The 21,286-nt window shown below is 74.3% G+C and carries 14 protein-coding genes; 12 read left to right on the top strand and 2 right to left on the bottom strand.

Annotated features, from left to right (window positions below; genetic code table 11):
* Positions 1–75: 75 nt before the first annotated feature.
* The 3 genes from ABD990_RS07020 (at position 76) to ABD990_RS07010 (ending at position 5,868) form a co-directional block, all read left to right on the top strand.
* Positions 76–1,521, top strand: coding sequence for a hypothetical protein (locus ABD990_RS07020; RefSeq protein WP_345379179.1), 1,446 nt, complete (start codon positions 76–78; stop codon positions 1,519–1,521).
* Positions 1,522–1,842: 321 nt separating this feature from the next.
* Entirely contained in the window at positions 1,843–4,995 is a 3,153-nt protein-coding gene (gene ileS, locus ABD990_RS07015; protein ID WP_345379178.1) for an isoleucine--tRNA ligase, read from the top strand.
* 114 nt (positions 4,996–5,109) lie between these two features.
* Positions 5,110–5,868, top strand: coding sequence for a class I SAM-dependent methyltransferase (locus ABD990_RS07010; RefSeq protein ID WP_345379177.1), 759 nt, complete (start codon positions 5,110–5,112; stop codon positions 5,866–5,868).
* Here the strand turns inward: ABD990_RS07010 and ABD990_RS07005 are convergent, their stop codons facing one another.
* Positions 5,869–6,594 (bottom strand): CPBP family intramembrane glutamic endopeptidase, encoded by a 726-nt coding sequence (locus ABD990_RS07005; protein WP_345379176.1) that lies wholly within the window; start codon positions 6,592–6,594, stop codon positions 5,869–5,871.
* A 148-nt stretch (positions 6,595–6,742) separates the two neighbouring features.
* Here ABD990_RS07005 and ABD990_RS07000 point away from each other — a divergent pair, with 148 nt between their 5' ends.
* From ABD990_RS07000 to dnaE, 8 genes are all read left to right on the top strand, one after another.
* The gene (locus tag ABD990_RS07000; RefSeq protein ID WP_345379175.1) at positions 6,743–8,248 is read left to right on the top strand and encodes a potassium/proton antiporter; all 1,506 of its coding nucleotides are present in this window, start codon (positions 6,743–6,745) and stop codon (positions 8,246–8,248) included.
* An 8-nt stretch (positions 8,249–8,256) separates the two neighbouring features.
* Entirely contained in the window at positions 8,257–8,823 is a 567-nt protein-coding gene (gene lspA, locus ABD990_RS06995) for a signal peptidase II (RefSeq protein ID WP_345379174.1), read from the top strand.
* Positions 8,824–8,860: 37 nt separating this feature from the next.
* Positions 8,861–9,745, top strand: coding sequence for an RluA family pseudouridine synthase (locus ABD990_RS06990; RefSeq protein ID WP_345379535.1), 885 nt, complete (start codon positions 8,861–8,863; stop codon positions 9,743–9,745).
* Positions 9,738–10,511 (top strand): hypothetical protein, encoded by a 774-nt coding sequence (locus ABD990_RS06985; protein ID WP_345379173.1) that lies wholly within the window; start codon positions 9,738–9,740, stop codon positions 10,509–10,511. The genes ABD990_RS06990 and ABD990_RS06985 overlap by 8 nt, the downstream gene beginning before the upstream one ends.
* A gap of 1,662 nt (positions 10,512–12,173) precedes the next feature.
* Positions 12,174–12,989 carry a DUF998 domain-containing protein gene (locus tag ABD990_RS06980; RefSeq protein ID WP_345379172.1) on the top strand — a complete coding sequence of 272 codons (816 nt, stop codon included), beginning with the start codon at positions 12,174–12,176 and terminating at the stop codon, positions 12,987–12,989.
* Positions 12,986–13,858: a hypothetical protein gene (locus tag ABD990_RS06975; RefSeq protein WP_345379170.1), complete on the top strand. Its 873-nt coding sequence runs from the start codon at positions 12,986–12,988 to the stop codon at positions 13,856–13,858. The genes ABD990_RS06980 and ABD990_RS06975 overlap by 4 nt, the downstream gene beginning before the upstream one ends.
* Entirely contained in the window at positions 13,855–15,006 is a 1,152-nt protein-coding gene (locus ABD990_RS06970; RefSeq protein WP_345379168.1) for a glycosyltransferase, read from the top strand. The genes ABD990_RS06975 and ABD990_RS06970 overlap by 4 nt, the downstream gene beginning before the upstream one ends.
* Positions 15,007–15,357: 351 nt before the next feature.
* The gene (gene dnaE / locus ABD990_RS06965) at positions 15,358–18,888 is read left to right on the top strand and encodes a DNA polymerase III subunit alpha (RefSeq protein WP_345379167.1); all 3,531 of its coding nucleotides are present in this window, start codon (positions 15,358–15,360) and stop codon (positions 18,886–18,888) included.
* Between the two features lie 108 nt (positions 18,889–18,996).
* On the opposite strand, the gene ABD990_RS06960 is transcribed toward dnaE, so the two are convergent.
* A complete protein-coding gene (locus tag ABD990_RS06960; protein ID WP_345379166.1) occupies positions 18,997–19,896 on the bottom strand; it encodes a PaaX family transcriptional regulator in 900 nt (299 codons plus the stop codon).
* Between the two features lie 68 nt (positions 19,897–19,964).
* Here ABD990_RS06960 and ABD990_RS06955 point away from each other — a divergent pair, with 68 nt between their 5' ends.
* The gene (locus ABD990_RS06955; protein WP_345379165.1) at positions 19,965–21,269 is read left to right on the top strand and encodes an adenosylmethionine--8-amino-7-oxononanoate transaminase; all 1,305 of its coding nucleotides are present in this window, start codon (positions 19,965–19,967) and stop codon (positions 21,267–21,269) included.
* Positions 21,270–21,286: the final 17 nt, after the last annotated feature.

Below are 21,286 nucleotides of genomic sequence, written 5' to 3'. Positions count from 1 at the left end.
CCGGACCGTCGTCCGACCGACTGGCGGGCGGCAGTGCGGCTCTCGTGCCGCCGCCCGCCGTACACGGGGTGAACAGTGCTGCTGCTGGTTCTCGTACTGGTCCTGATCGCCTTCGGCCTGCTGGTCGTGGCGCTGCTCTCGGGCAGCGTCCTGTGGGCGTGGATCTCCGTGGCCGTCTCCGTGGCGGCCGCGGTGGCCCTGCTGGTCGACTGGCTGCAGCGCCGCTCGGCCGTGAAGGCGGGCGCGGAGTCGCAGCAGGCGGCCGGCGGGGCCACACCGGTGCCGCAGGGCGGCCCTCAGCCGCTCCGGCGTGACATCGACCCGGTCACCGAGGTGATCCCGGTGGTCGGGCAGGGCGCGCCCGGGCGGGCGACCCCGCCGCAGGCCGGGGTGGAGCGTGGACAGTCCTCGTCGGACTCCGGCGCGGCTGCCGGGGTCGCGTCCGGGGCGGACACGGAGGCCACCTCCGTGATGCCTCGCCTGGGACCGTCCGGCTCAGGCGAGCGACCGTCCGGCGCTGTGTACGACCCCACCCGGTCGAGCGAATCTTCGTCACACAGCGTGATCGGCGACGAGGGCCGTTCCGGCCCCACGGGGCGTCACGACGAGCCGTCGGGCGAGGGCGGGTCCGCGCTTGGTGGCGCGGCGGCCGTCGCGGGCGTCGCCGGCGCGGTGCACGGCACGCGCGGGAGCGAGGAGCCGGCGGCCCCCGAGGCCGCGGCGCAGGAGTCCGCCTCGACGGGCACCCGCGGCGAGTCCGCGGAGGCGCGGTCGGCGGAGCCCGACGAGTCCGCCTCTCGCCTCTCCTATGTGTCTCCGGCATCCCCGACATCCCCGGACCCGTCGGAGGCCACCGAGCAGGCATCGGAACCCGGTCGGGCGGGCGGCACGGCGGCAGCCGGCCCGGCCGCTGGTTCCGGTGCCGTGTCCGGCGGCGCCGTCCCGGGTGCCGCCGGCACCGAGGGCGGCGCGGCGGACGAGTCCGAGGACGCGGGCCCGGCGAGCACGGTTGGTGCGGGTGCCGGCACGCCCGAGGGCGCGGCCGGCACGCCCGGCTCCCGCGCGGCGACCGCCTCGGAGGACATCGACGGCCCCACGGTGGCCACTCCGGCGCACACCGGGTCCGCCGGGGCGCGGGCCGCGGACCGCGACCAGCCGGGCGGCCAGGCGCCCGAGGGACAGGACCAGCCCCAGGGGCAGCAGGACCAGCAGGCCGCGGCCGCGCAGCAGCCGGCCGGTGGTCCGCCGCCGCTGGGGTCGATGCCGCCTCCCGGCCCGCACGGCGAGCCGCCGGAGGAGCCCCGGGACGCGACCGTCGCGGCGCTGGTCGCCGGGCTCGAGGACGAGGTCGTCGTGGTCGACGAGCAGCCGCGCTACCACCTGGCGGGCTGCCGGTCGCTGCCCGGCCGCCCGGTGATCCCGCTGCCGGCCAAGGAGGCCGTGGAGCTGGGCTTCACCCCGTGCGGCTGGTGCACCCCGGACCGCACGATGGCGAGTCGGCACCAGGCCGCGGCCCGCTGACCCTCCCGACCTGCACGGACGGCGCTTCCGCACCCGTCCGCCGGGCGCGGGTGCCGTCCGTGCGCGACCTCCGGGAATAAGCGCTCGCGGCCCCGCGCTACCCTGGTCGCACAGGCACCGATCCGGCCATCACCGGGGAGCCTCCGGAAGAAACCGCCGCTGCACGCCGCCCGGGCAGCGCCGGGAGTAGAACCGGACGGGTTCGGCCCGTCACAGCCGTCGAACGAGCGGTCCCGCGCGAGCGGGGCAAGCGGGGTGGTACCGCGGCGTCAGTCGTCCCCGTGCAGACAGCCGGACACTGCACGAGGAGCACCGACCGCCATGAGCGAGAGCTACCCCCCGGTCCCCGCGCATCCCGCCTTCCCGCAGCTGGAGCGCGAGGTCCTCAAGTACTGGGAGGCGGACGACACGTTCGCCGCCTCCGTCGAGGCCCGCCCGGCCGGCGAGAACGGCAGCAACGAGTTCGTCTTCTACGACGGCCCGCCCTTCGCCAATGGCCTGCCGCACTACGGCCACCTGCTCACCGGGTACGTGAAGGACGTCGTGCCGCGGTACCAGACGATGCGCGGCAAGCACGTGGAGCGCCGGTTCGGCTGGGACACCCACGGCCTGCCCGCCGAGGTCGAGGCGGAGCGCCAGCTCGGGATCACGCACAAGTCCGAGATCGAGAGCATGGGCATCGCGGAGTTCAACGACGCGTGCCGCACCTCCGTGCTGCGCTACACCGGCGAGTGGCGCGACTACGTGACCCGCCAGGCCCGCTGGGTCGACTTCGACAACGACTACAAGACGCTCGACCTGGACTACATGGAGAGCGTCATGTGGGCCTTCAAGACCTTGTGGGACAAGGGCTTGATCTATTCCGGGTTCCGCGTGCTCTGGTACTGCTGGCGCTGCGAGACGCCGCTGTCGGCCTCCGAGACGAAGATGGACGACGTCTACCGGGACCGGCAGGACCCGGCCGTGACCGTCGGGCTGCGCCTGGTCAGCGAGGATCCGGAGCTGAACGACGCCCTGGCCCTGGTCTGGACGACGACGCCGTGGACGCTACCGTCGAACCTCGCCGTGGCGGTGAACCCCGAGGTCGAGTACTCGTTGCTGCGCGCCGGCGACGAGAAGTACGTGCTCGCCACCGCCCGGGTCGCCGCCTACGCCCGTGAGCTTGGCGAGGAGCCCGAGGTCCTGCGCACCTTCACCGGCCGCGAGCTGCTCGGCCTGGGCTACACCCCGCCGTTCGACTTCTTCGTCGGCCGGGAGAACGCGCACCGGGTGCTGGAGGCGGACTACGTCACCACCGAGGACGGCACCGGGCTCGTGCACATCGCGCCCGCCTTCGGTGAGGAGGACAAGGCGGTCACCGACGCGGCCGGCATCGAGGCCGTCGTGCCCGTGGACTCGCGCGGCGAGTTCACCGTCGAGGTCCCGCCGTACACCGGCCAGCAGGTGTTCGACGCCAACCCGAACATCATCCGGGACCTCAAGGCCGGCACCGCACCGTACGTGAAGGGTGTCCTGCTGCGGCACGAGACCTACGACCACCCGTACCCGCACTGCTGGCGTTGCGGCAACGCGCTGATCCAGCGCGCGGTCGACTCGTGGTTCGTGCAGGTCACGGCGTTCCGGGACCGGATGGTCGAGCTCAACAAGCAGATCACCTGGGTGCCGGGGAACGTCCGGGACGGCCAGTTCGGGAAGTGGCTCGAGGGCGCCCGTGACTGGGGCATCTCCCGCAACCGGTTCTGGGGCAGCCCGATCCCGGTCTGGCAGTCCGACGACCCGCGCTACCCGCGCACGGACGTCTACGGCTCCCTCGACGAGCTGGAGCGGGACTTCGGGGTGCGCCCGCAGAACCTGCACCGGCCCTACATCGACGAGCTGACGCGCCCGAACCCGGACGACCCGACGGGGAGGTCGACCATGCGTCGGGTGCCGGAGGTGCTCGACTGCTGGTTCGAGTCCGGCTCGATGCCGTTCGCGCAGGTGCACTACCCGTTCGCGAACGCGGACTGGTTCGAGCACCACTACCCGGGCGACTTCATCGTCGAGTACAACGGCCAGACCCGCGGCTGGTTCTACACGCTGCACGTGCTGGCCACGGCGCTGTTCGACCGGCCGGCGTTCGCCAGCTGCGTGGCGCACGGGATCGTGCTGGGCGACGACGGCGCGAAGATGTCCAAGTCGCTGCGCAACTACCCGGACGTCAACGAGGTCTTCGACCGCGACGGGTCGGACGCCATGCGGTGGTTCCTCATGGCGAGCCCGATCCTGCGCGGCGGCAACCTGGTCGTCACCGAGCAGGGCATCCGCGAGGGCGTCCGGCAGGCGATCCTGCCGCTGTGGAACACCTGGTACTTCCTGTCGCTGTACGCCGGGGCGGCCGGGGTGACCGGGCGGACGCGCACGGACTCGTCGCACGTGCTGGACCGGTACGTGCTGGCCAAGACCGCGGCGCTGGTCGACGGCGTCACCGCGGCGATGGACGTGTACGACATCGCCGGGGCGTGCGAGCAGATCCGCGACCACGCCGAGGTGCTCACGAACTGGTACGTCCGGCGCTCCCGGGACCGGTTCTGGGCGGGCGACCGGGACGCGATCGACACCCTGCACACCGTGCTCGAGGTGACCGCCCGCGTCGCTGCGCCGCTGCTGCCGCTGACCATGGAGCAGCTGTGGCAGGGGCTCACCGGCGGCCGGTCGGTGCACCTCACGGACTGGCCGGCCACCGGCGCGCTGCCGCACGACGACGCCCTGGTCGCGGCGATGGACCGGGTCCGCCAGGTGGCCTCGGCGGGCCTCTCCCTGCGCAAGGCCCGCAAGCTCCGGGTCCGGCTGCCGCTGGCCACGCTCACCGTGGCCGCCGAGGACGCGGAGACCCTCGCGCCGTTCGCCGACATCCTGCGGGACGAGGTCAACGTCAAGGAGGTCGTGCTGACCACGGACGTCGCGACCTACGGCCGGTTCGAGCTGACGGTCAACGCCCGCGCCTGCGGGCCCCGGCTGGGTGGCGACACCCAGAAGGTGATCAAGGCGGTCAAGGCGGGGGACTGGACGTCGAACGCCTCCGGCACGGTCACGGCCGGCGGCATCGAGCTGCTGGAGGGCGAGTTCTCGGAGCGGCTGCAGGCCGCCGACCCGGCCTCGACCAGCGCGCTCCCGGGCAACTCCGGGCTCGTCGTGCTGGACACCGAGGTCACGCCGGAGCTGGCGGCCGAGGGCACGGCCCGGGACGTCGTGCGCGTGGTCCAGCAGGCCCGCCGCGACGCCGGGCTCGAGGTCTCGGACCGGATCGCCCTGACCCTGGACGCCCCGGACACGGTCCTCGACGCCGTGCGGACCCACGAGGCCTTCGTGGCCGGCGAGGTCCTGGCGACCTCGGTGGAGTACGCGCCCGTGGCCGACCCGACCGGCACCGGCGGCGTCTCCGACCCGCAGGGGAAGAACGCCGAGGTGACGGTCACCGTCGCCAAGCAGTGAACGAACGGCACTCTCGCTCAGATCTAGTGAGCGAGAGTGCCGTTCGCTCAGACCTGGTGAGCGAGAGTGCCGTTCGCCCATCGGGCGGTCGGAGCCGGGCTAGGGTGATCCGCCGTGGGGAGTGCTGCCGAGCGGTGGGCGGAGCTGCAGTCCGGGCGGGGCGTCCCGCCCGGGATCCTGGCGCAGGCCCCGGTCAGCCCCTGGGGGCACGACCCGCAGGACTTCACCGCGCCCACCGTCCCCGCGGACACCCCGTCCCGGGCGGCCGGGCTGGCCCTGCTCGGCCCCGCCGGCACGGTGCTCGACGTCGGGTGCGGCGGGGGCGACGCGGCGTTCGCGCTGGTCGGGCCGCTGACCCACGCCACCGGGGTGGACGGCCAGCAGGACATGCTCGACCTCTTCGAGAGGGGCGCCGACGTCCGCGGGGTGCCCGCCCGGACCGTCCTGGGCCGCTGGCCGGACGTCGCGACGGAGGCCGGAACCGCGGACGTCGTGGTGTCGCACCACGTGCTGCACAACGTCGTCGACCTGCCGCCCTTCGTCGCCGCGTTGACCGCGGCGGCCGGGCGCGGCGTCGTCGTCGAAATACTGGCCGAGCACCCGATGGCCTGGCTCGACCCGCTCTGGGTGCGCTTCCACGACCTCCACCGGCCGGAGCCCGCGACCGTCGACGACGCCGTCGCCGTGCTGCGGGAGCAGGGCGTCGAGCCCGAGGTCACCCGGTGGGACCGGGAGCGGCGGGCACCGCACTCCCCGGCCTGGGTCACCCGACGGCTGTGCCTGCCGCCCGAGCGCGAGCCCGAGGTCGCCGCGGCCCTCGAGGAGATCCCGCCGCGGCCGCGCAGCGCGGCCACGCTCGTCTGGCGCCCCTGATCAGGAGACCACGACCCAGGCGACCACCACGCCCAGCGAGTTCGTCGCCAGGTGCGCCAGCATCGGGGTGACCAGGTGCCCGCCCCAGCGGCGCAGCGCGCACAGCAGGATCCCCGCCCCGAAGGTCGCGACGACCGCGAATGCCGCCCGCCCGGCGTCGCCCCAGCCGCCGAGGGTCGCCCCGACCGCGGCGTTCGCGCTGTCCAGGCCCAAGGACGGCAGGATGTGCCACAACCCGAACAGGGCGGACGCGACCGACGTCCGCCGCCACCATCCGCCGCCGACCAGCCCGGGGAGCACGCCGCGGAAGGCGATCTCCTCGAACAGGACGGTGCCGAGCGGGATGCGGACCAGCGCCGCGTAGAGCAGCACGCCGACACCGCCCGCGGCACGGCTGTCCTGGAACGCGGTCCGGGTCGCGGGCAGCGCGACCCCCACGAGGTAGACCACGGCGACGAGCGCCACGACGATCCCGCCGACGACGAGCCCCCGGCCGAGGCCGCGCCGGCCGAGCCCCAGGTCCGCCCGTCCCAACCCGCAGGCCCGGGCCAGGACCAGCAGGAGCACGGTCGCCACGACCTTCCCCGGCACCGCCCACGCCGGCCACACGAGGCCGGCCAGCACGTTCGTCGCGACGAGCAGCGCGACCGCCGTGGCCAGGCCCCCGGACCGGGGGAGGACCCGCCGCGGACGGGAGGGCGTGATCGTCCGGGCGGGCGACGGCATGGCGACCATCCTGCGGCAGGACCCGACGCGCCGCACCGTTCCGTCCGCCGGCCGCGTCGGGCGTCGGGGGACACGCCGTGCGCGCACCCGCGTGCCGACGGGTGACCTGCGCCGATAGGGTGATCCGCGCACGAGCCGGGGGTGGGCGATGAGTCTGGAGGTCCTGCTCGGCGTCGTCGCCGCCGTCCTGCTGATCGGTGTGCTCGCGGTGCGGGTGTCCGTCCGGCTCGGCCTGCCCTCGCTGCTGCTCTACCTGGGCATCGGGATCCTGCTCGGCGAGGCCGTCCTCGGCGTCCAGTTCTCCAACGCCGCGCTCACCGAGAACCTCGGCATCGCCGCGCTGGTGCTCATCCTGGTCGAGGGCGGTCTGACCACCCGCTGGCAGGCGGTGCGGCCGTCGTTGGGGATCGGCATCGGGCTCTCGACGATCGCCGTCGTCGTCAGCATCGCCGTCGCCGGGACGGCGCTCCACTACCTGCTCGGGCTGGACTGGCGGGTGGCCTTCCTCTGGGGTGCGGTCCTCTCCTCGACGGACGCGGCCGCGGTGTTCAGCGTGCTGCGCGGGGTGGGGGTGTCCCCGCGGCTCGCCGGTGCCCTGGAGCTCGAGTCCGGCATGAACGACGCCCCGGTCGTCCTCGCCGTCCTCCTCCTCGCCTCGGACGACCCGCTGACCTGGCTGACCCCGCTGCTCGTCGTGTACGAGCTGATCGCGGGCGGGCTGATCGGGTTCGCCCTCGGCTTCGCCGGCGGCTGGGCGCTGCGCCGCGCCGCGCTGCCGGCGACCGGCCTCTACCCGCTCGCCGCGCTGGCCGTGTGCGTGCTCGCCTTCGCGTGCGGACAGCTGGCGCACGCCTCCGGTCTGCTCGCCACCTACGTCTGCGCGCTCGTGCTGGGCAACTCGCGGCTGCCGCACCGCGGGGGCGTGCTCTCCTTCGCCGAGGGCACCGGCTGGCTCGCGCAGATCGGACTGTTCGTGCTGCTCGGGCTGTACGTGAGCCCCGCCCGGTTGACCGACGCCGTGGTCCCCGCACTGATCGCCGCCGGCGTCCTGCTGGTGCTCGCCCGGCCGGTGTCGGTGGTCGCGGCCGCGCTGCCCTTCAAGGTGCCGTGGCGGGAGCAGGCGTTCCTGTCCTGGTCGGGGCTGCGCGGGGCGGTGCCCATCGTGCTCGCGCTGATCGCCCTGGTGGAGGGGGCGCCGGGTGCGGCCAACCTGGTCGACGTCGTGTTCGTGCTCGTCGTGATCCTCACCCTGCTACAGGGAACGACCCTGCCGTGGGTCGCCCGGCTGCTGGGGGTCGCGCGCTCCGTCGAGCCGAAGGACGTCCAGGTCGACGCCGCCCCGCTCGACGAACTGCACGCCGACCTGCTGCAGGTCCGGATCCCCGCCGGCTCGAGGCTGCGCGGGGTCTACATCCGGGAGTTGCGGCTGCCCGTCGGCGCCATGGTCAGCCTGGTCGTGCGCGGTGACGAGGCCTTCACCCCGAGCGGGCAGACCCGGCTGCGCGAGCACGACCAGCTCCTCGTGGTGGCCACCGCCGAGGTCCGCCAGCGCACCGAGGAGCGGCTGCGTGACGTCGACCGGGGCGGCGCGCTGGTGCGCTGGCGGGACACCGATCCCGGCCCCCGTCCGGACGGGCCCGGAAAGCCCGCATAATCGAGGGTGTGACCGACGAGCCCGCCGAGCGCACCGACACCGCACCCCTCCCGCCACGCCGGGTCTGGGTGCTCGCGCTCGTGGCGCCCGTCGTCCTGCTGCTGGACATCCTGACCAAGGTCCTCGCCGTCGCCACGCTGGAGGACGGGCCGCCGGTGCGGCTGCTCGGTGGGCTGGTCAACCTGGTCCTGGTGCGCAACCCGGGCGCCGCCTTCTCCATGGCGACCGGCTACACGTGGGTGCTGTCGATCATCGCGCTCGGCGTGGTCGTGGTGATCATCCGGATCTCCCGGAAGCTACGGTCGGTGGGCTGGGCGATCGCGCTCGGGCTCGTGCTCGGCGGAGCGCTGGGCAACCTGGTCGACCGGATCTTCCGTGCGCCGGGGCCGCTGCAGGGCCACGTCGTCGACATCATCTCGGTGGTCCGGACGGACGGTTCGTTCTTCCCGGTCTTCAACCTCGCCGACTCGAGCATCGTCTGCGGCGGGATCCTGCTGGTCCTGCTCGCGCTCACGGGGCGCGAGCTCGACGGGACCCGGGCCGGCGTGACGGAGCGGGAGCCGGCCGGTGAGTGACGTCCGCCAGCTCCCCGTTCCGGACGGTCTCGACGGCATGCGGGTCGACGCCGGCCTGTCCCGGCTGCTCGGCCTGTCCCGGACCGTCGTCGCCACCCTCGCCGAGGACGGCATGATCGCGCTCGACGGCCGCGCCGCCGGCAAGTCGGACCGGCTCACCGCGGGCAGCTGGCTCGAGGTCGAGCTGCCCGCACCCGACGCACCCGCGGTCATCGCCGCACCGCCGGAGCTGGTGGGCGGCATGACGGTGCTGTACGAGGACGAGGACGTCGTCGTCGTCGACAAGCCGGTGGGGGTCGCCGCGCACCCCAGCCCGGGCTGGACCGGGCCCACGGTCGTCGGCGGGCTGGCCGCGCTCGGCGTGCGGGTGTCGACCTCGGGCGCCGCGGAGCGGCAGGGCGTGGTGCACCGGCTGGACGTCGGGACCACCGGCGTGATGGTCGTCGCCAAGTCAGAGTACGCCTACTCGGTGCTGAAGCGGGCGTTCAAGGAACGCACGGTCGACAAGCGCTACCACGCGGTCGTGCAGGGGCACCCCGACCCGACCAGCGGCACGATCGACGCGCCGATCGACCGGCACCCCAAGCACGACTACAAGTTCGCCGTGGTGGCGGAGGGCAAGCCGAGCGTCACGCACTACGACACCGTCGAGGCCTTCCGGGCCGCCTCGCTGCTCGACGTGCACCTCGAGACCGGGCGCACCCACCAGATCCGGGTGCACTTCTCCGCGCTGCGGCACCCGTGCGTCGGCGACCTGACCTACGGCGCCGACCCCACCCTCGCCAAGCGCCTGGGGCTGCAGCGGCAGTGGCTGCACGCCCGCTCGCTGGGCTTCGAGCACCCCGCCGACGGGCGGTGGGTCGAGTTCGTCAGCGAGTACCCGCCGGACCTCGCCCGGGCGCTCGAGCGGCTGCGTGACTGAGCACCACGAGCCCGACGGACCCGACCCCGCCGACACCTCCGGCTCCGCCGGCTCGGCCGAATCCTCGGGCGACGAGGGGGGCCTGCTCACCCGCCGCGGTCGGCGCTGGCTGATCGTGGTGTGCGTGCTCGCCGTGCTGGCGGCGGTGGGGTACGCGACGGCCCAGTCGCGGTCGCTCTCGGCCGGGCGCGGGCCGGCGGTCGCGCAGGGCCAGGTGCGGCTCGGGCCGGACCCCGGCGAGGCCGTGTCGGACTACCTCGCCCGGCTGCCCGCGACCCTGCCCGCCCCGGGGGAGCGCGCGCTGGCGCTGGTGCAGCTCGAGCAGGAGGTCACCACCGCGGCCGCCGCGGGGCTGACCGGGTCGGCGCCGGTCGCCGAGGTCGTCTTCCGGATGCCGCTCCCGCGGGTCCAGACCGCCCTGCGCTTCGAGACCCTCCCCGCCGGCGCACCGGTCGCCGCGGCCCTCGACACCGCCCGCCAACGCGCCGGCTACGCCGCGACCGCCGACGCCTCCCGGCTCACCGGCCGTCCCGCCGCGGTCGCGACGGCGGAGGCGGCGGCCTACGCCGGCCCCTGCGCGTGCGTGGTGGCGCTGGTGATGGAGGCGGACCGCGCCGGGCTGGACGCGCTTGCCGGGGCTCCGGGGGTGCGGGCGGTCGAGGCGGCGCCGGCCGGGGTCACCGCCCCCGAGCTCGCCCTCTCCCCGCTGCTGCCCGACCAGACCACCGCCGCCGACCCCCTCCCCGACGACGGCCCCGTCCCCTGATCCCGCCCGCCCGAGGAAGGTCCACAGGTCGGCCGAGCTCGTGCCGGCGCCCGGGAAGCGCCCCCTAGCCCAGCCCGCTGCTCCGCCCAGGGGAGGCGGGGCCGGCACACCCGCCCGGCGCGACACCCCCACACCGGCTCGAGCTCTGGCTCCGACACACCCGCGCCGGCTCGGGCTCCGGCCCCGCCATGTTCGCGCCGGCTCGAGATCTGGCCCCCGCCACACCCGCGCCGACCCGAGCTCTGACCCCGCCGCACCCGCGCCGGCTCGAGCCCCGCCTCGCACATCCGTTCCTGCCTCGGCACACCCGCTCCTGCTCGAGCCCCGGCCCCACGCCCGCGCCGGCTCGAGCTCCGGCTCCGACACCCGCGCCGACCCGAGTTCTGACCCCGCCGCACCCGCGCCGGCTCGAGCTCCGACCCCGCCACACCCGCGCCGGCTCGAGCCCCGCCTCGCACATCCGTTCCTGCCTCGGCACACCCGCTCCTGACGCATGCCACATCCGGAAGGTAGGCCGCACACCCGGTCGACCAGGTGTGTCGCACTCCCCGGGGTGTGCCGGCGCGGGCGTGGGTGTCCTCGGTGACCCGCTCGTGTCGCTCGGCGCGCTGTGCGGACGCTGTCAGAAGCAGCAGCGGGCCCGGCCGACGGCCGCCTGCCACACCCACGGCGGCCTGGATGCGGCCGCCGCTCCGTGCGGCTCGCGTCGGCGTGCGCCGGTCGGCGATCTCTGCTTCCCGTTCCGGTACACCCGTTGCTGCCTCGCGGCACACCCGGTTGATCGGCGGCACAGCGTCCGCGACCTGTGCCGCGCACCTCGAGATGCCGCGCTCCTCGGCATCGGTCCTGGTCGGCGCCGGTGGATGCGACGGGACGCGTCCTCCTGCCCTGCGGAGGCGGAACCGCGTCGGACGGCCCGGTTGACGTCCTCTCACACCCGGACGAGCGCGGTACAGGTCGTCGACGAGGTGTGGCAGCGACGTCGCGGGTGTGAGGGGCCGCCATAGAGGATGTGCGACCGGGGGCCAGGCAATGTGCAGGTGCCCAGGTGCGCAGGGCAGGCTCCGCCGACGTGCCCGACGCCCGGCGACGACCGTTCGCACAGGAACGGCGCCTCGCGCAGGAACAGCGCCTCGTGCAGGGTGCCGGTGCTCCTGTGCGGAGCCCGAGCCGTGTCGCGATCACCCGAGCGGCATCGGCGGCTGCGTGGTGGGGTGGGCGACCCCGGGAAAGGTCGGGGTGACCCCCGGGTCGGCTCGGTGGATCACCGGATTCCGGCGGGACGCCCGCGCTGCGAGCGTTGATCACGTGAACCAGCGGGGGAGCGAGGCGGGTGTGGCGGCGGTGGTCGCGCCTGCCATGGTGATCGCATCGGCCGCGTGTGCGGCGGACGCAGCGGCACGGGGAACGACCGGCCCGCCGCCCGCAGCACCGGCCGCAGCACCGGCCGCAGCACCGGCCGCAGCGCCGGCCGCAGCGCCGCCCGCGACTCCCTCACCGCCCGCGACTCCCTCACCGCCCGCGACTCCATCGCCGGCCGCGGCGCCGTCACCGCCACTGACTCCCTCACCGCCCTCGACTCCCTCACCGCCCGCGCCTCCACCGCCGGGTCCACGGGGGACCGGATCGGGACGGCGCGCCCTCACCCTTCCCGCCGCGCTGGTGGCGGCGGGGGTGGCGATCGCGGCCTGGGCGGTGGTGGTGCTGCACGTGGCGGGCGCCCTGCACACCCCGGCGGTGGACCCGCTGGTGCACACCGTCAGCGACTACGTCCTGCTGCCCGGCGGGCACCTCGTGCTCGCCATCGCCGCGGTCGCGCTGGCCCTCGGCGGCGCGGTGCTGGCCGGCGCGGCGGCCCGGGCCGGAGGCTCGCGCACTGCCGTCGCCCTCCTCGCGAGCTGGTCGGCGGCGATGGTCGTGGCCGGCATCGTGCCGACGAACGTGCCCGGCACACCGCCCGACCTCGCCGCGGCCGTGCACCGCTATGCGGGGGCGTGGATCTTCGCGGTCCTGCCGCTCGCTGTCCTGCTCCTGGCCCGCGGGCCCGCGATCCGGGCCGCCGGCCGTCGCCGGGTCGTCGGGCTCGCCCTGCTCACCGCGACGCTCTCGGCAGCGTTCCTGCTCGCCCATCTGCCGATCGTCGTCGCGGGTTCATCCGCATTTCCCCTGCTGGGTGGGGTGGAGCGGGTTCTGTACGGGGCGGTGACCGCGCTGCTGACCACGACCGCCCTCGCCCTCCGACCGTCGACGCCCCCGACGCCCCCGACGCCGACGCCCCCGCCGCCGACGACCCCGCTGCCGTCGGTCCCAGTGCCGATGAACCCAGCACCGATGACCCCGGCGCCGGCCCCAGCGCCGACGACCCCGCCGCCGACGACCCCGCCGCCGACGAGCCCGGCGCCGACGACCCCGCCGCAGGCGAGCGCCGCCGGCCTCTCCCCGATCACCACCCCGGCCACCCCGAGGACCACCCCGTGACCGCGCTCGCGCTCCTGCTCGCCGTGGCGGGCGCGGCCTGCTTCGCCTGCGCCGCCGTGCTCCAGCACGGAGCGATCGCGCCGCGCAGCAAGGTCGACCTCCGCGAACTCCTCGCCCACCCCCGCTGGCTCGCCGGCGCCGGGCTGGCCGCCGGGGGTGCCGGCCTGCACGCGCTCGCGCTGGTCCTGGCACCGGTGAGCGTCGTGCAGCCGGTCGGGGTCCTCGCCGTCCCGCTCGCGGTCGCGCTCGGCCTTCGGGGGAGCCGGCTACCGAAGCGGGTCGTCGGCGGCGTGGCCCTCTGCGTGGCCGGCGTCGCGCTCGTCGTCCGGACGGCGGCCGCCGCCACCCCGGACGCTCCCGCCGATCTCGGTCGGTTCCTCCTGGTCTCCGGGACCGCCGCCGCGACCGTCGGACTCGCCCTCGCCGTCCTCGCGGCCCGGACGAACGGCCGGATCCGGTGCGTCGCGTTCGCCGCAGGGGGCGCCGTCGCGTTCGGCCTGGTCTCCGCGCTGCTGCGGGCGGTCTCCGTGCAGTTCGCGACCGCGGACCCGGCGACCCTGCTCGGCGCGGCCGCCGCCCTGGCCGTCGCGCTGGCCGCCGGCGGCTGGCTCGTCCAGCAGGGCTTCGCCGCCGGCCCGCCCGCGGTCGTGGTGGCCACGCTGACCGTCGTCGACCCGTTCGTGGCCACCGGGCTCGGCGCCGGCCTGCTCGGCGAGGCCGGCGGGCTCGGCCCCGCCGGCATGGCCTTCCTGCTGGGCGCCGGCGCCGTCGCGACGGCCGGGGTCGCCCTGCTCGCCCGGCACCACCCCGAGGCCGCCCCCCGCCCCACCCCGACAGAGCGACGAACTCCGAAAGAGGTACCGACGTGAGAATCCTGCTCGGCGCGGACACCTTCGCGCCCGACGTCAACGGCGCGGCCCGGTTCGCCGAACGCCTGGCCACCGGCCTGGCCGGCCGCGGCCACGACGTCCACGTGGCCGCACCCTCGCCGGAGGGCCCGCCCAGGGTGCACCGGTTCGGCGCGGTGACCGTGCACCGGGTGCGCTCGCGCCGCTACCCGCTGCACGAGAACTTCCGCGTGTGCCTGCCGTGGGAGGCCGGCCCCGCGGCGGCGGCCGTGCTCGAGGTGGTGGACCCGGACGTCGTGCACGTGCAGGCGCATTTCTCGGTCGGGCGCGGGCTGGCGGCGGCCGCGTCCGCGACCGGGCGCCCGCTCGTCGCGACCAACCACTTCATGCCCGAGAACCTGTTCGCCCACGCCCGGGTGCCCGGGGTCCTGCACCGGGCCGCGGCGCGGCTGGCGTGGCACGACGTCCGGCGGGTGTACGGCCGCGCCGCCGCCCGCACCGCGCCCACACCCCGCGCCGTCGAGCTGCTGACGGCCAGGACCGGCCTGGCGGCGACGGCGATCTCCTGCGGGGTGGACGTGGCCCGGTACGCGGGCGGGCGGGAGGACCCGACCCCCACGATCCTGTTCGTCGGCCGGCTGGACCAGGAGAAGCGCGTCGACGAGCTGCTCCGAGCCACCGCCCGGCTGGCCGCCCCCGTGCGGCTGGAGATCGTCGGCGACGGCTCCGAGCGTGCCGCCTGGCAGCGGCTGGCGGGGGAGCTGGGGCTCGGCGACCGGGTGGTGTTCCACGGGTTCGTCGACGAGGAGACCCTGCTCGCGGCGTACCGGCGGTGCGCGGTCTTCTGCATGCCCGGCGTCGCCGAGCTGCAGAGCCTCGTCACGCTGGAGGCCATGGCGGCGGGCAAGCCGGTGGTCGCCGCCGACGCGATGGCGCTGCCGCACCTGGTCCGGCCCGGCCGGACCGGGTGGCTCTTCCCGCCCGGCGACGTCGACGTCCTGACCTCGGTCCTGGCCGCGCTGCTGCGCGACCCGGCGGCCCGCCGGCGGATGGGCGCGGCCGCCCGCGAGCTGGTGGCCGGGCACGCCCTCGACGCCACTCTCGACGCCTTCGAGGAGGTCTACGGCCGGGTCGCCGCGCGGCCCGCCGCACCGGCCCTCGCGGCCTGATCCGGGACCGCGACACGCCCGGGGGTGGCGACGCGCCGGGACCTCGACACGCCTCGGCGCGGTGAGCTGCGGGTTCGCGGCGGGCCCGGCCGCGGTCACGGAACTGTCGGTGGCCGGGGCTAGTCTGGCCGCACCCCCGGACCCGGGGGACCCGACACCCGCCGGCCGACCGGCCACCGTCCGGTCGCCGGCCGTGCACCCGGACGCCGCACCCCGAAGGCGGCCGGGAGGGCGCCCGTCGGGGCCCTGCGGGCCCGCCGCACGACCCGCGCGCGAGCGCGTGAAGGGAGTCTCGACGCCCCATGGCCCCGGCGAGCGGGAACAGCAGAGTGGATCAGTGCGGAGTCGCTCATGACTGACTCCTTCGTCCACCTCCACACGCACACCGAGTTCTCCATGCTCGACGGTGCGGCCCGGCTCGACGACCTGTTCGCCGAAGCCGCGCGGATGGAGATGCCCGCGCTGGCGATGACCGACCACGGGAACGTCTACGGGGCCTACGAGTTCTGGAAGAAGGCCAACGCGGCCGGGGTCAAGCCGATCATCGGCATGGAGGGTTACCTCTCCCCGGGCTCGCGGCACGAACGCAAGCGCGCCACCCTCGGCGGCCAGACGGTCAGCGACGACAACCCGGGTGAGATGTACACCCACATGACGCTGCTGGCCGAGAACACGGAGGGGATGCACAACCTCTTCCGGCTCTCCAGCCTGGCCAGCCTCGAGGGCTACTACTACAAGCCCCGCATGGACCGGGAGCTGCTGGAGACCTACGGCAAGGGGATCATCGCCACCACCGGCTGCCCGTCCGGCGAGGTCGCGCGCCTGCTGCAGCAGGACCGCTTCGACGACGCGTGCCAGGCCGCGAGCGACTACCGGGACATCTTCGGCAGGGAGAACTTCTTCTGCGAGCTGATGGACCACGGGATCGAGATCGAGAAGCGGGTCCAGGAGGACCTCTTCGCGCTGAAGAAGCGCCTCGACCTGCCCGGCCTGGCCACGAACGACCTGCACTACACCTACCCGGACGACACCAAGCCGCACGAGGTGCTGCTCTGCGTGCAGACCGGGAAGACGCTCGCGGACCCGAACCGCTTCAAGTTCGACGCGCAGGACTTCTACCTCAAGTCGCCCGCCGAGATGCGCGCGATGTGGGACCCGATCCACCCCGAGGCCTGCGACAACACGCTCGCGATCGCCGAGCGGGTGAACGTGAGCTTCGGGCACCAGGACCTCATGCCGCGCGCGCCCGTCCCTGAAGGGGAGACGGAGGAGTCCTGGCTGATCAAGGAGGTCGAGCGGGGGCTGCACAAGCGCTTCCCGAACGGCGTCACCGAGCAGTACCGCCGCCAGGCCGAGTACGAGCTCGGCGTGATCATCCAGATGGGCTTCCCCGGCTACTTCCTGGTCACCGCGGACCTCATCCAGTACGCGAAGTCCGTCGGCATCCGGTGCGGCCCCGGGCGTGGCTCCGCGGCGGGCTCGCTGATCGCGTACGCGCTCGAGATCACGGACCTCGACCCGATCCGGCACAAGCTGATCTTCGAGCGCTTCCTCAACCCCGAGCGCATCTCCATGCCGGACATCGACATGGACTTCGACGAGCGCCGGCGCGGCGAGATGATCCGCTACACCACGGAGAAGTACGGCGAGGACCGGATCGCCCAGATCATCACGTACTCCACGATCAAGGCGAAGGCCGCGATCAAGGACTCCGCGCGCGTGCTGTTCGGCCAGCCCGGCTACTCCGTGGCGGACCGGATCTCGAAGGCCATGCCGCCCGCCGTCATGGGCAAGGACATCCCGCTGTCCGGGATCTTCGACCCGGGTCACAAGCGGTACGCCGAGGCCACCGAGGTCCGCGCGCTCTACGAGGCGGACGCGCAGGTCCGCGAGATCATCGACACCGCGCGGGGCCTCGAGGGCCTGAAGCGGCAGTGGGGCGTGCACGCCGCGGGCGTGATCATGTCCAGCAAGCCGCTGATCGACGTCATCCCGATCCAGCGCCGCGAGGCGGACGGGGCGATCATCACGCAGTTCGACATGGGCGTCTGCGAGACGCTCGGGCTGCTGAAGATGGACTTCCTCGGCCTGCGCAACCTCACGATCATCGACGACGCGCTGGAGAACATCGAGCTCAACGGCAAGCCGAAGCTCGAGATCGAGTCCGTCGAGCTGGACGACCCGAAGACCTACGACCTGCTCGCCCGGGGCGACACGCTCGGCGTGTTCCAGCTGGACGGCGGCCCGATGCGGGACCTGCTGCGCCGGATGGCGCCCACGGAGTTCGACGACATCTCCGCCGTCGGCGCGCTCTACCGCCCCGGTCCGATGGGCGCGAACGCGCACAACGACTACGCCGACCGCAAGAACGGCCGGCAAGAGGTCAAGCCCATCCACCCGGAGCTGGCCGAACCGCTCAAGGACATCCTCGGCGAGACGTACGGCCTGATCGTCTACCAGGAACAGGTCATGGCGATCGCACAGAAGCTGGCGGGCTACTCGCTCGGCAAGGCGGACCTGCTCCGCCGGGCGATGGGCAAGAAGAAGAAGGAGATCCTGGACAAGGAGTACGCCGGCTTCGCCCAGGGGATGAAGGACCACGGCTACTCCGAGGACGCGGTCAAGACCCTCTGGGACATCCTGCTGCCCTTCTCCGACTACGCCTTCAACCGCGCGCACTCCGCGGCGTACGGCGTGGTCTCCTACTGGACGGCCTACCTCAAGGCGAACTACCCGGCCGAGTACATGGCCGCGGTGCTCACCTCCGTCCGGGACGACAAGGACAAGGCCGCGGTCTACCTGGCCGAGTGCCGCCGGATGGGGATCAAGGTCCTCCCGCCGGACGTCAACGAGTCGGTCCGCAACTTCGCCCCGGTCGGGGACGACATCCGCTTCGGCCTCGGCGCGATCCGCAACGTCGGCTACAACGTGGTCGACGCGATCGTCGCGGCGCGCAAGGAGAAGGGCGGCTTCACCGACTTCTCGGACTTCCTGCGCAAGGTCGACGCCGTGGTCTGCAACAAGAAGGTCATCGAGTCGCTGATCAAGGCGGGCGCGTTCGACTCGCTGGGCCACTCGCGCAAGGGCCTGCTGCTCGTCCACGCGGACGCGATCGACGCGATCATGAGCAGCAAGAAGGCCGCCTCGATGGGCCAGTTCGACCTGTTCGGCTCGCTCGACGGCAGCGGCGGTGAGGACTCGGACATCGGCGGGATCTTCGACGTCAAGGTGCCCGAGGAGGAGTGGGACACCAAGCACAAGCTCGCCGTCGAGCGGGAGATGCTGGGCCTCTACGTCTCCGGGCACCCGCTCGACGGCGTCGAGCAGGCGCTCTCGGCCAAGGCGGACACCCCGATCCAGTCGATCCTCGAGGGCACGGTCGGCGAGGGCGCGCAGGTCACCGTCGGCGGCATCCTCACCAACGTCAACCGCCGGGTGAACAAGAACGGCGAGCCCTGGGCATCCGCGCAGATCGAGGACCTCGCCGGTGGCATCGAGGTGCTGTTCTTCCCGCGGGCCTACCAGGTGGTGGGCGTCGACGTGGCGGAGGACGCGATCGTCCTGGTCAAGGCCCGGGTCAACAAGCGGGACGACCGGGTCTCGCTGATCGCCAACGACCTCGCCGTGCCGGAGCTGCAGGCCGCCGGCGAGGCAGGGCTCCCGATCAAGGTCAGCCTGCGCACCGAGCTGTGCACCCCCGAGCGGGTCGCGCAGCTCAAGGAGGTGCTCACCCACCACCCGGGCACCTCCGAGGTGCACCTGGCCCTGGTCTACGGGAGCAAGATCACCCACTGGAAGCTCGCGGACAACCTCAAGGTCACCAACACCCCCGCGCTGATGGGCGACCTGAAGGCCCTGCTGGGCCCCGGCTGCCTCGGCTGACCCGACCCCCGGCCCGGCCCCCAGGTCGGTTCCTGACCCACTCCTGACCAGCACGAACGGCGCTCTCGCTCACTAGGTATGAGCGAGAGCGCCGTTCGTTCAACGGGATCAGGCGGCCCGGCTCACCAGGGAGCGCCAGTGCGCCTGGGCGGGGCGCTGCCAGCGCCGGTGCAGGGTGTCGAAGAGCGCGGCGGCGCGGGTACCCGCCCACTCCGCGGGCAGCAGCTCCGCGGGGAGCTTCGGGTCGAGGAAGGGGAAGCGTCGCCACGCGTGCACGAGCAGCACCTGGTGGGTGAGCACGTCGGCCGACCCGGCGGGCGTGGCGCCACCGAACTCGGCCAGGAAGTCCTCGTACTCCCGCTCGACGGCGGCGAGGTCCCAGGCCTGCGCCACCACGTCGGCCTGCTCGCCGATGCGGCCGAACGGGCCGACGAAGGAACTGGTCACCGCCTCGAGGCCGAGGTCGGCGACGACGTCCGCCACCTCCGCCTCCTTGCCGGGGTCGGGGGAGACCCAGACACCGGGGGCGGGGGAGCCGAGGCCCGCCCACGCCAGTCGGGTGCGCAGCCGGTGGCGCAGCTGACGCCGGGACTCGGGGACGCTGACGAGCAGGACGAGCCAGCGCCCGTCCCAGGCGGGGGCGGGGTTGCCGAAGGAGTAGATGCGCTCGGCACCGGCCGAGAGCAGGTCCCGGCCGGCGTCCGTGAGCGTCCAGCGCACCCGGCGCCCGGCCCGGTCGGAGCTGACCAGGCCCTCCGCCGCGGTGCGGGCCAGCGCCTGCCGGGCGGACTTGCTCTCCACGCCGAGCCCGCCGAGGACGTCGATCAGGACCTGGGTCCACACCGGCTCGTCCCGCGGCAGCACGAACTCGCCGAGCAGGGTCAGCAGCAGGGAGCGCGCGCTGGTCTGACCGAGGCCGCGGCGTCGGGACAGCACCGGATGGGGGCCCTCGAGATCCCCGGCGTCGGCGCCCCCCGGACCGACGTCCGTGCCGGCTTCGGCGGACATGGTCGCGTCAGGATAGTGCCCCGCCTCGGGCGCGCCGTGTACGCCGGGCCACACCGTAGGGTCCCGGCGTGACCGCCGCCGCTCGCCGTCCCGCCGCCGTGCCCGATCCGACCGCCGACCTGGTCGCCGCCGATCGCGCGCACGTCTGGCACCCGTACGCCCCGATGCCGGCGGCCGTGGACCCGGTGCCGATCGTCGGCGCGCAGGGGGTGCGGCTCACCACGGCCGACGGCCGGGAGCTGGTCGACGGCATGTCCTCCTGGTGGGCGGCGATCCACGGCTACCGCCACCCGGTCCTCGACGCGGCGGTCACCGACCAGCTGGGCCGGATGAGCCACGTCATGTTCGGCGGGCTCACCCACGGCCCCGCCGTGGACCTGGCCCGGCTGCTGGTCGCCATCACCCCGGAGCCGCTGCAGCACGTCTTCCTGGCCGACTCGGGCTCGGTCTCCGTCGAGGTCGCGATCAAGATGGCGCTGCAGTACCAGCGCTCGCGCGGGCGTCCGGGCAAGCACCGCCTGATGACCTGGCGCGGCGGCTACCACGGCGACACCTTCGGCGCGATGAGCGTCTGCGACCCCGACGGCGGGATGCACGGCCTGTGGCGGGACGTGCTGCCGCAGCAGGTGTTCGTCGGTGCCCCGCCGCGGGAGTTCTCCCACGACTACGTGGCCGAGCTGGCCGAGGCGATCGAGAGGCACGCCGACGAGCTCGCGGCCGTGATCGTGGAGCCGGTCGTGCAGGGCGCGGGGGGCATGCGCTTTCACGATCCGCGCTACCTGCACGTGCTCCGGGAGCTCTGCCTCACCCACGACGTGCTGCTGGTGTTCGACGAGATCGCCACCGGCTTCGGGCGCACCGGCGAGCTGTTCGCCGCCGACCACGCAGGGATCTCGCCCGACGTGATGTGCGTGGGCAAGGCACTGACCGGCGGCTACGTGACCATGGCCGCGGCACTGTGCAGCAGCGAGGTGGCCCGCGGCATCACCGACGGCGAGGCCGGCGTCCTCATGCACGGGCCCACGTTCATGGGCAACCCCCTCGCCTCGGCGGTCGCGCTGGCGTCCACCCGACTGCTGCTCGACCAGGACTGGCGGGCCCGGGTCCGCCGCATCGAGGAGGCGCTGACCACCGGGCTCGCCCCGCTGCGTCGGGCACCGGGGGTCACGGACGTGCGGGTGCTCGGGGCGATCGGGGTCGTCCAGCTGGACCACGCGGTCGACATGGCCGCCGCGACGGCCGCGGCACTCGACGCCGGGGTCTGGCTGCGGCCCTTCCGGGACCTCGTCTACACGATGCCGCCCTTCGTCTGCGACGACGCCGACCTCGCGCGGCTCGCGGCGGGAGTCGCAGCCGTCGCGGAGGCGGCGTAACGCGCGGTTAACCCGAA

The organism is Pseudonocardia yuanmonensis (assembly GCF_039542425.1).
Classification (GTDB): Bacteria; Actinomycetota; Actinomycetes; order Mycobacteriales; family Pseudonocardiaceae; genus Pseudonocardia; species Pseudonocardia yuanmonensis.
The sequence above is the reverse complement of the archived record's forward strand: the minus strand, read 5'-3'. Positions and strand labels throughout refer to the sequence as shown.

Coding starts and splice junctions, on each gene's coding strand:
- ileS (WP_345379178.1), top strand. CDS start 1,843: ATGAGCGAGAGCTACCCCCCGGTCCCCGCGCATCCCGCCTTCCCGCAG.
- ABD990_RS07005 (WP_345379176.1), bottom strand. CDS start 6,594: ATGCCGTCGCCCGCCCGGACGATCACGCCCTCCCGTCCGCGGCGGGTC.
- ABD990_RS07000 (WP_345379175.1), top strand. CDS start 6,743: ATGAGTCTGGAGGTCCTGCTCGGCGTCGTCGCCGCCGTCCTGCTGATC.
- ABD990_RS06990 (WP_345379535.1), top strand. CDS start 8,861: ATGCGGGTCGACGCCGGCCTGTCCCGGCTGCTCGGCCTGTCCCGGACC.
- dnaE (WP_345379167.1), top strand. CDS start 15,358: ATGACTGACTCCTTCGTCCACCTCCACACGCACACCGAGTTCTCCATG.
- ABD990_RS06960 (WP_345379166.1), bottom strand. CDS start 19,896: ATGTCCGCCGAAGCCGGCACGGACGTCGGTCCGGGGGGCGCCGACGCC.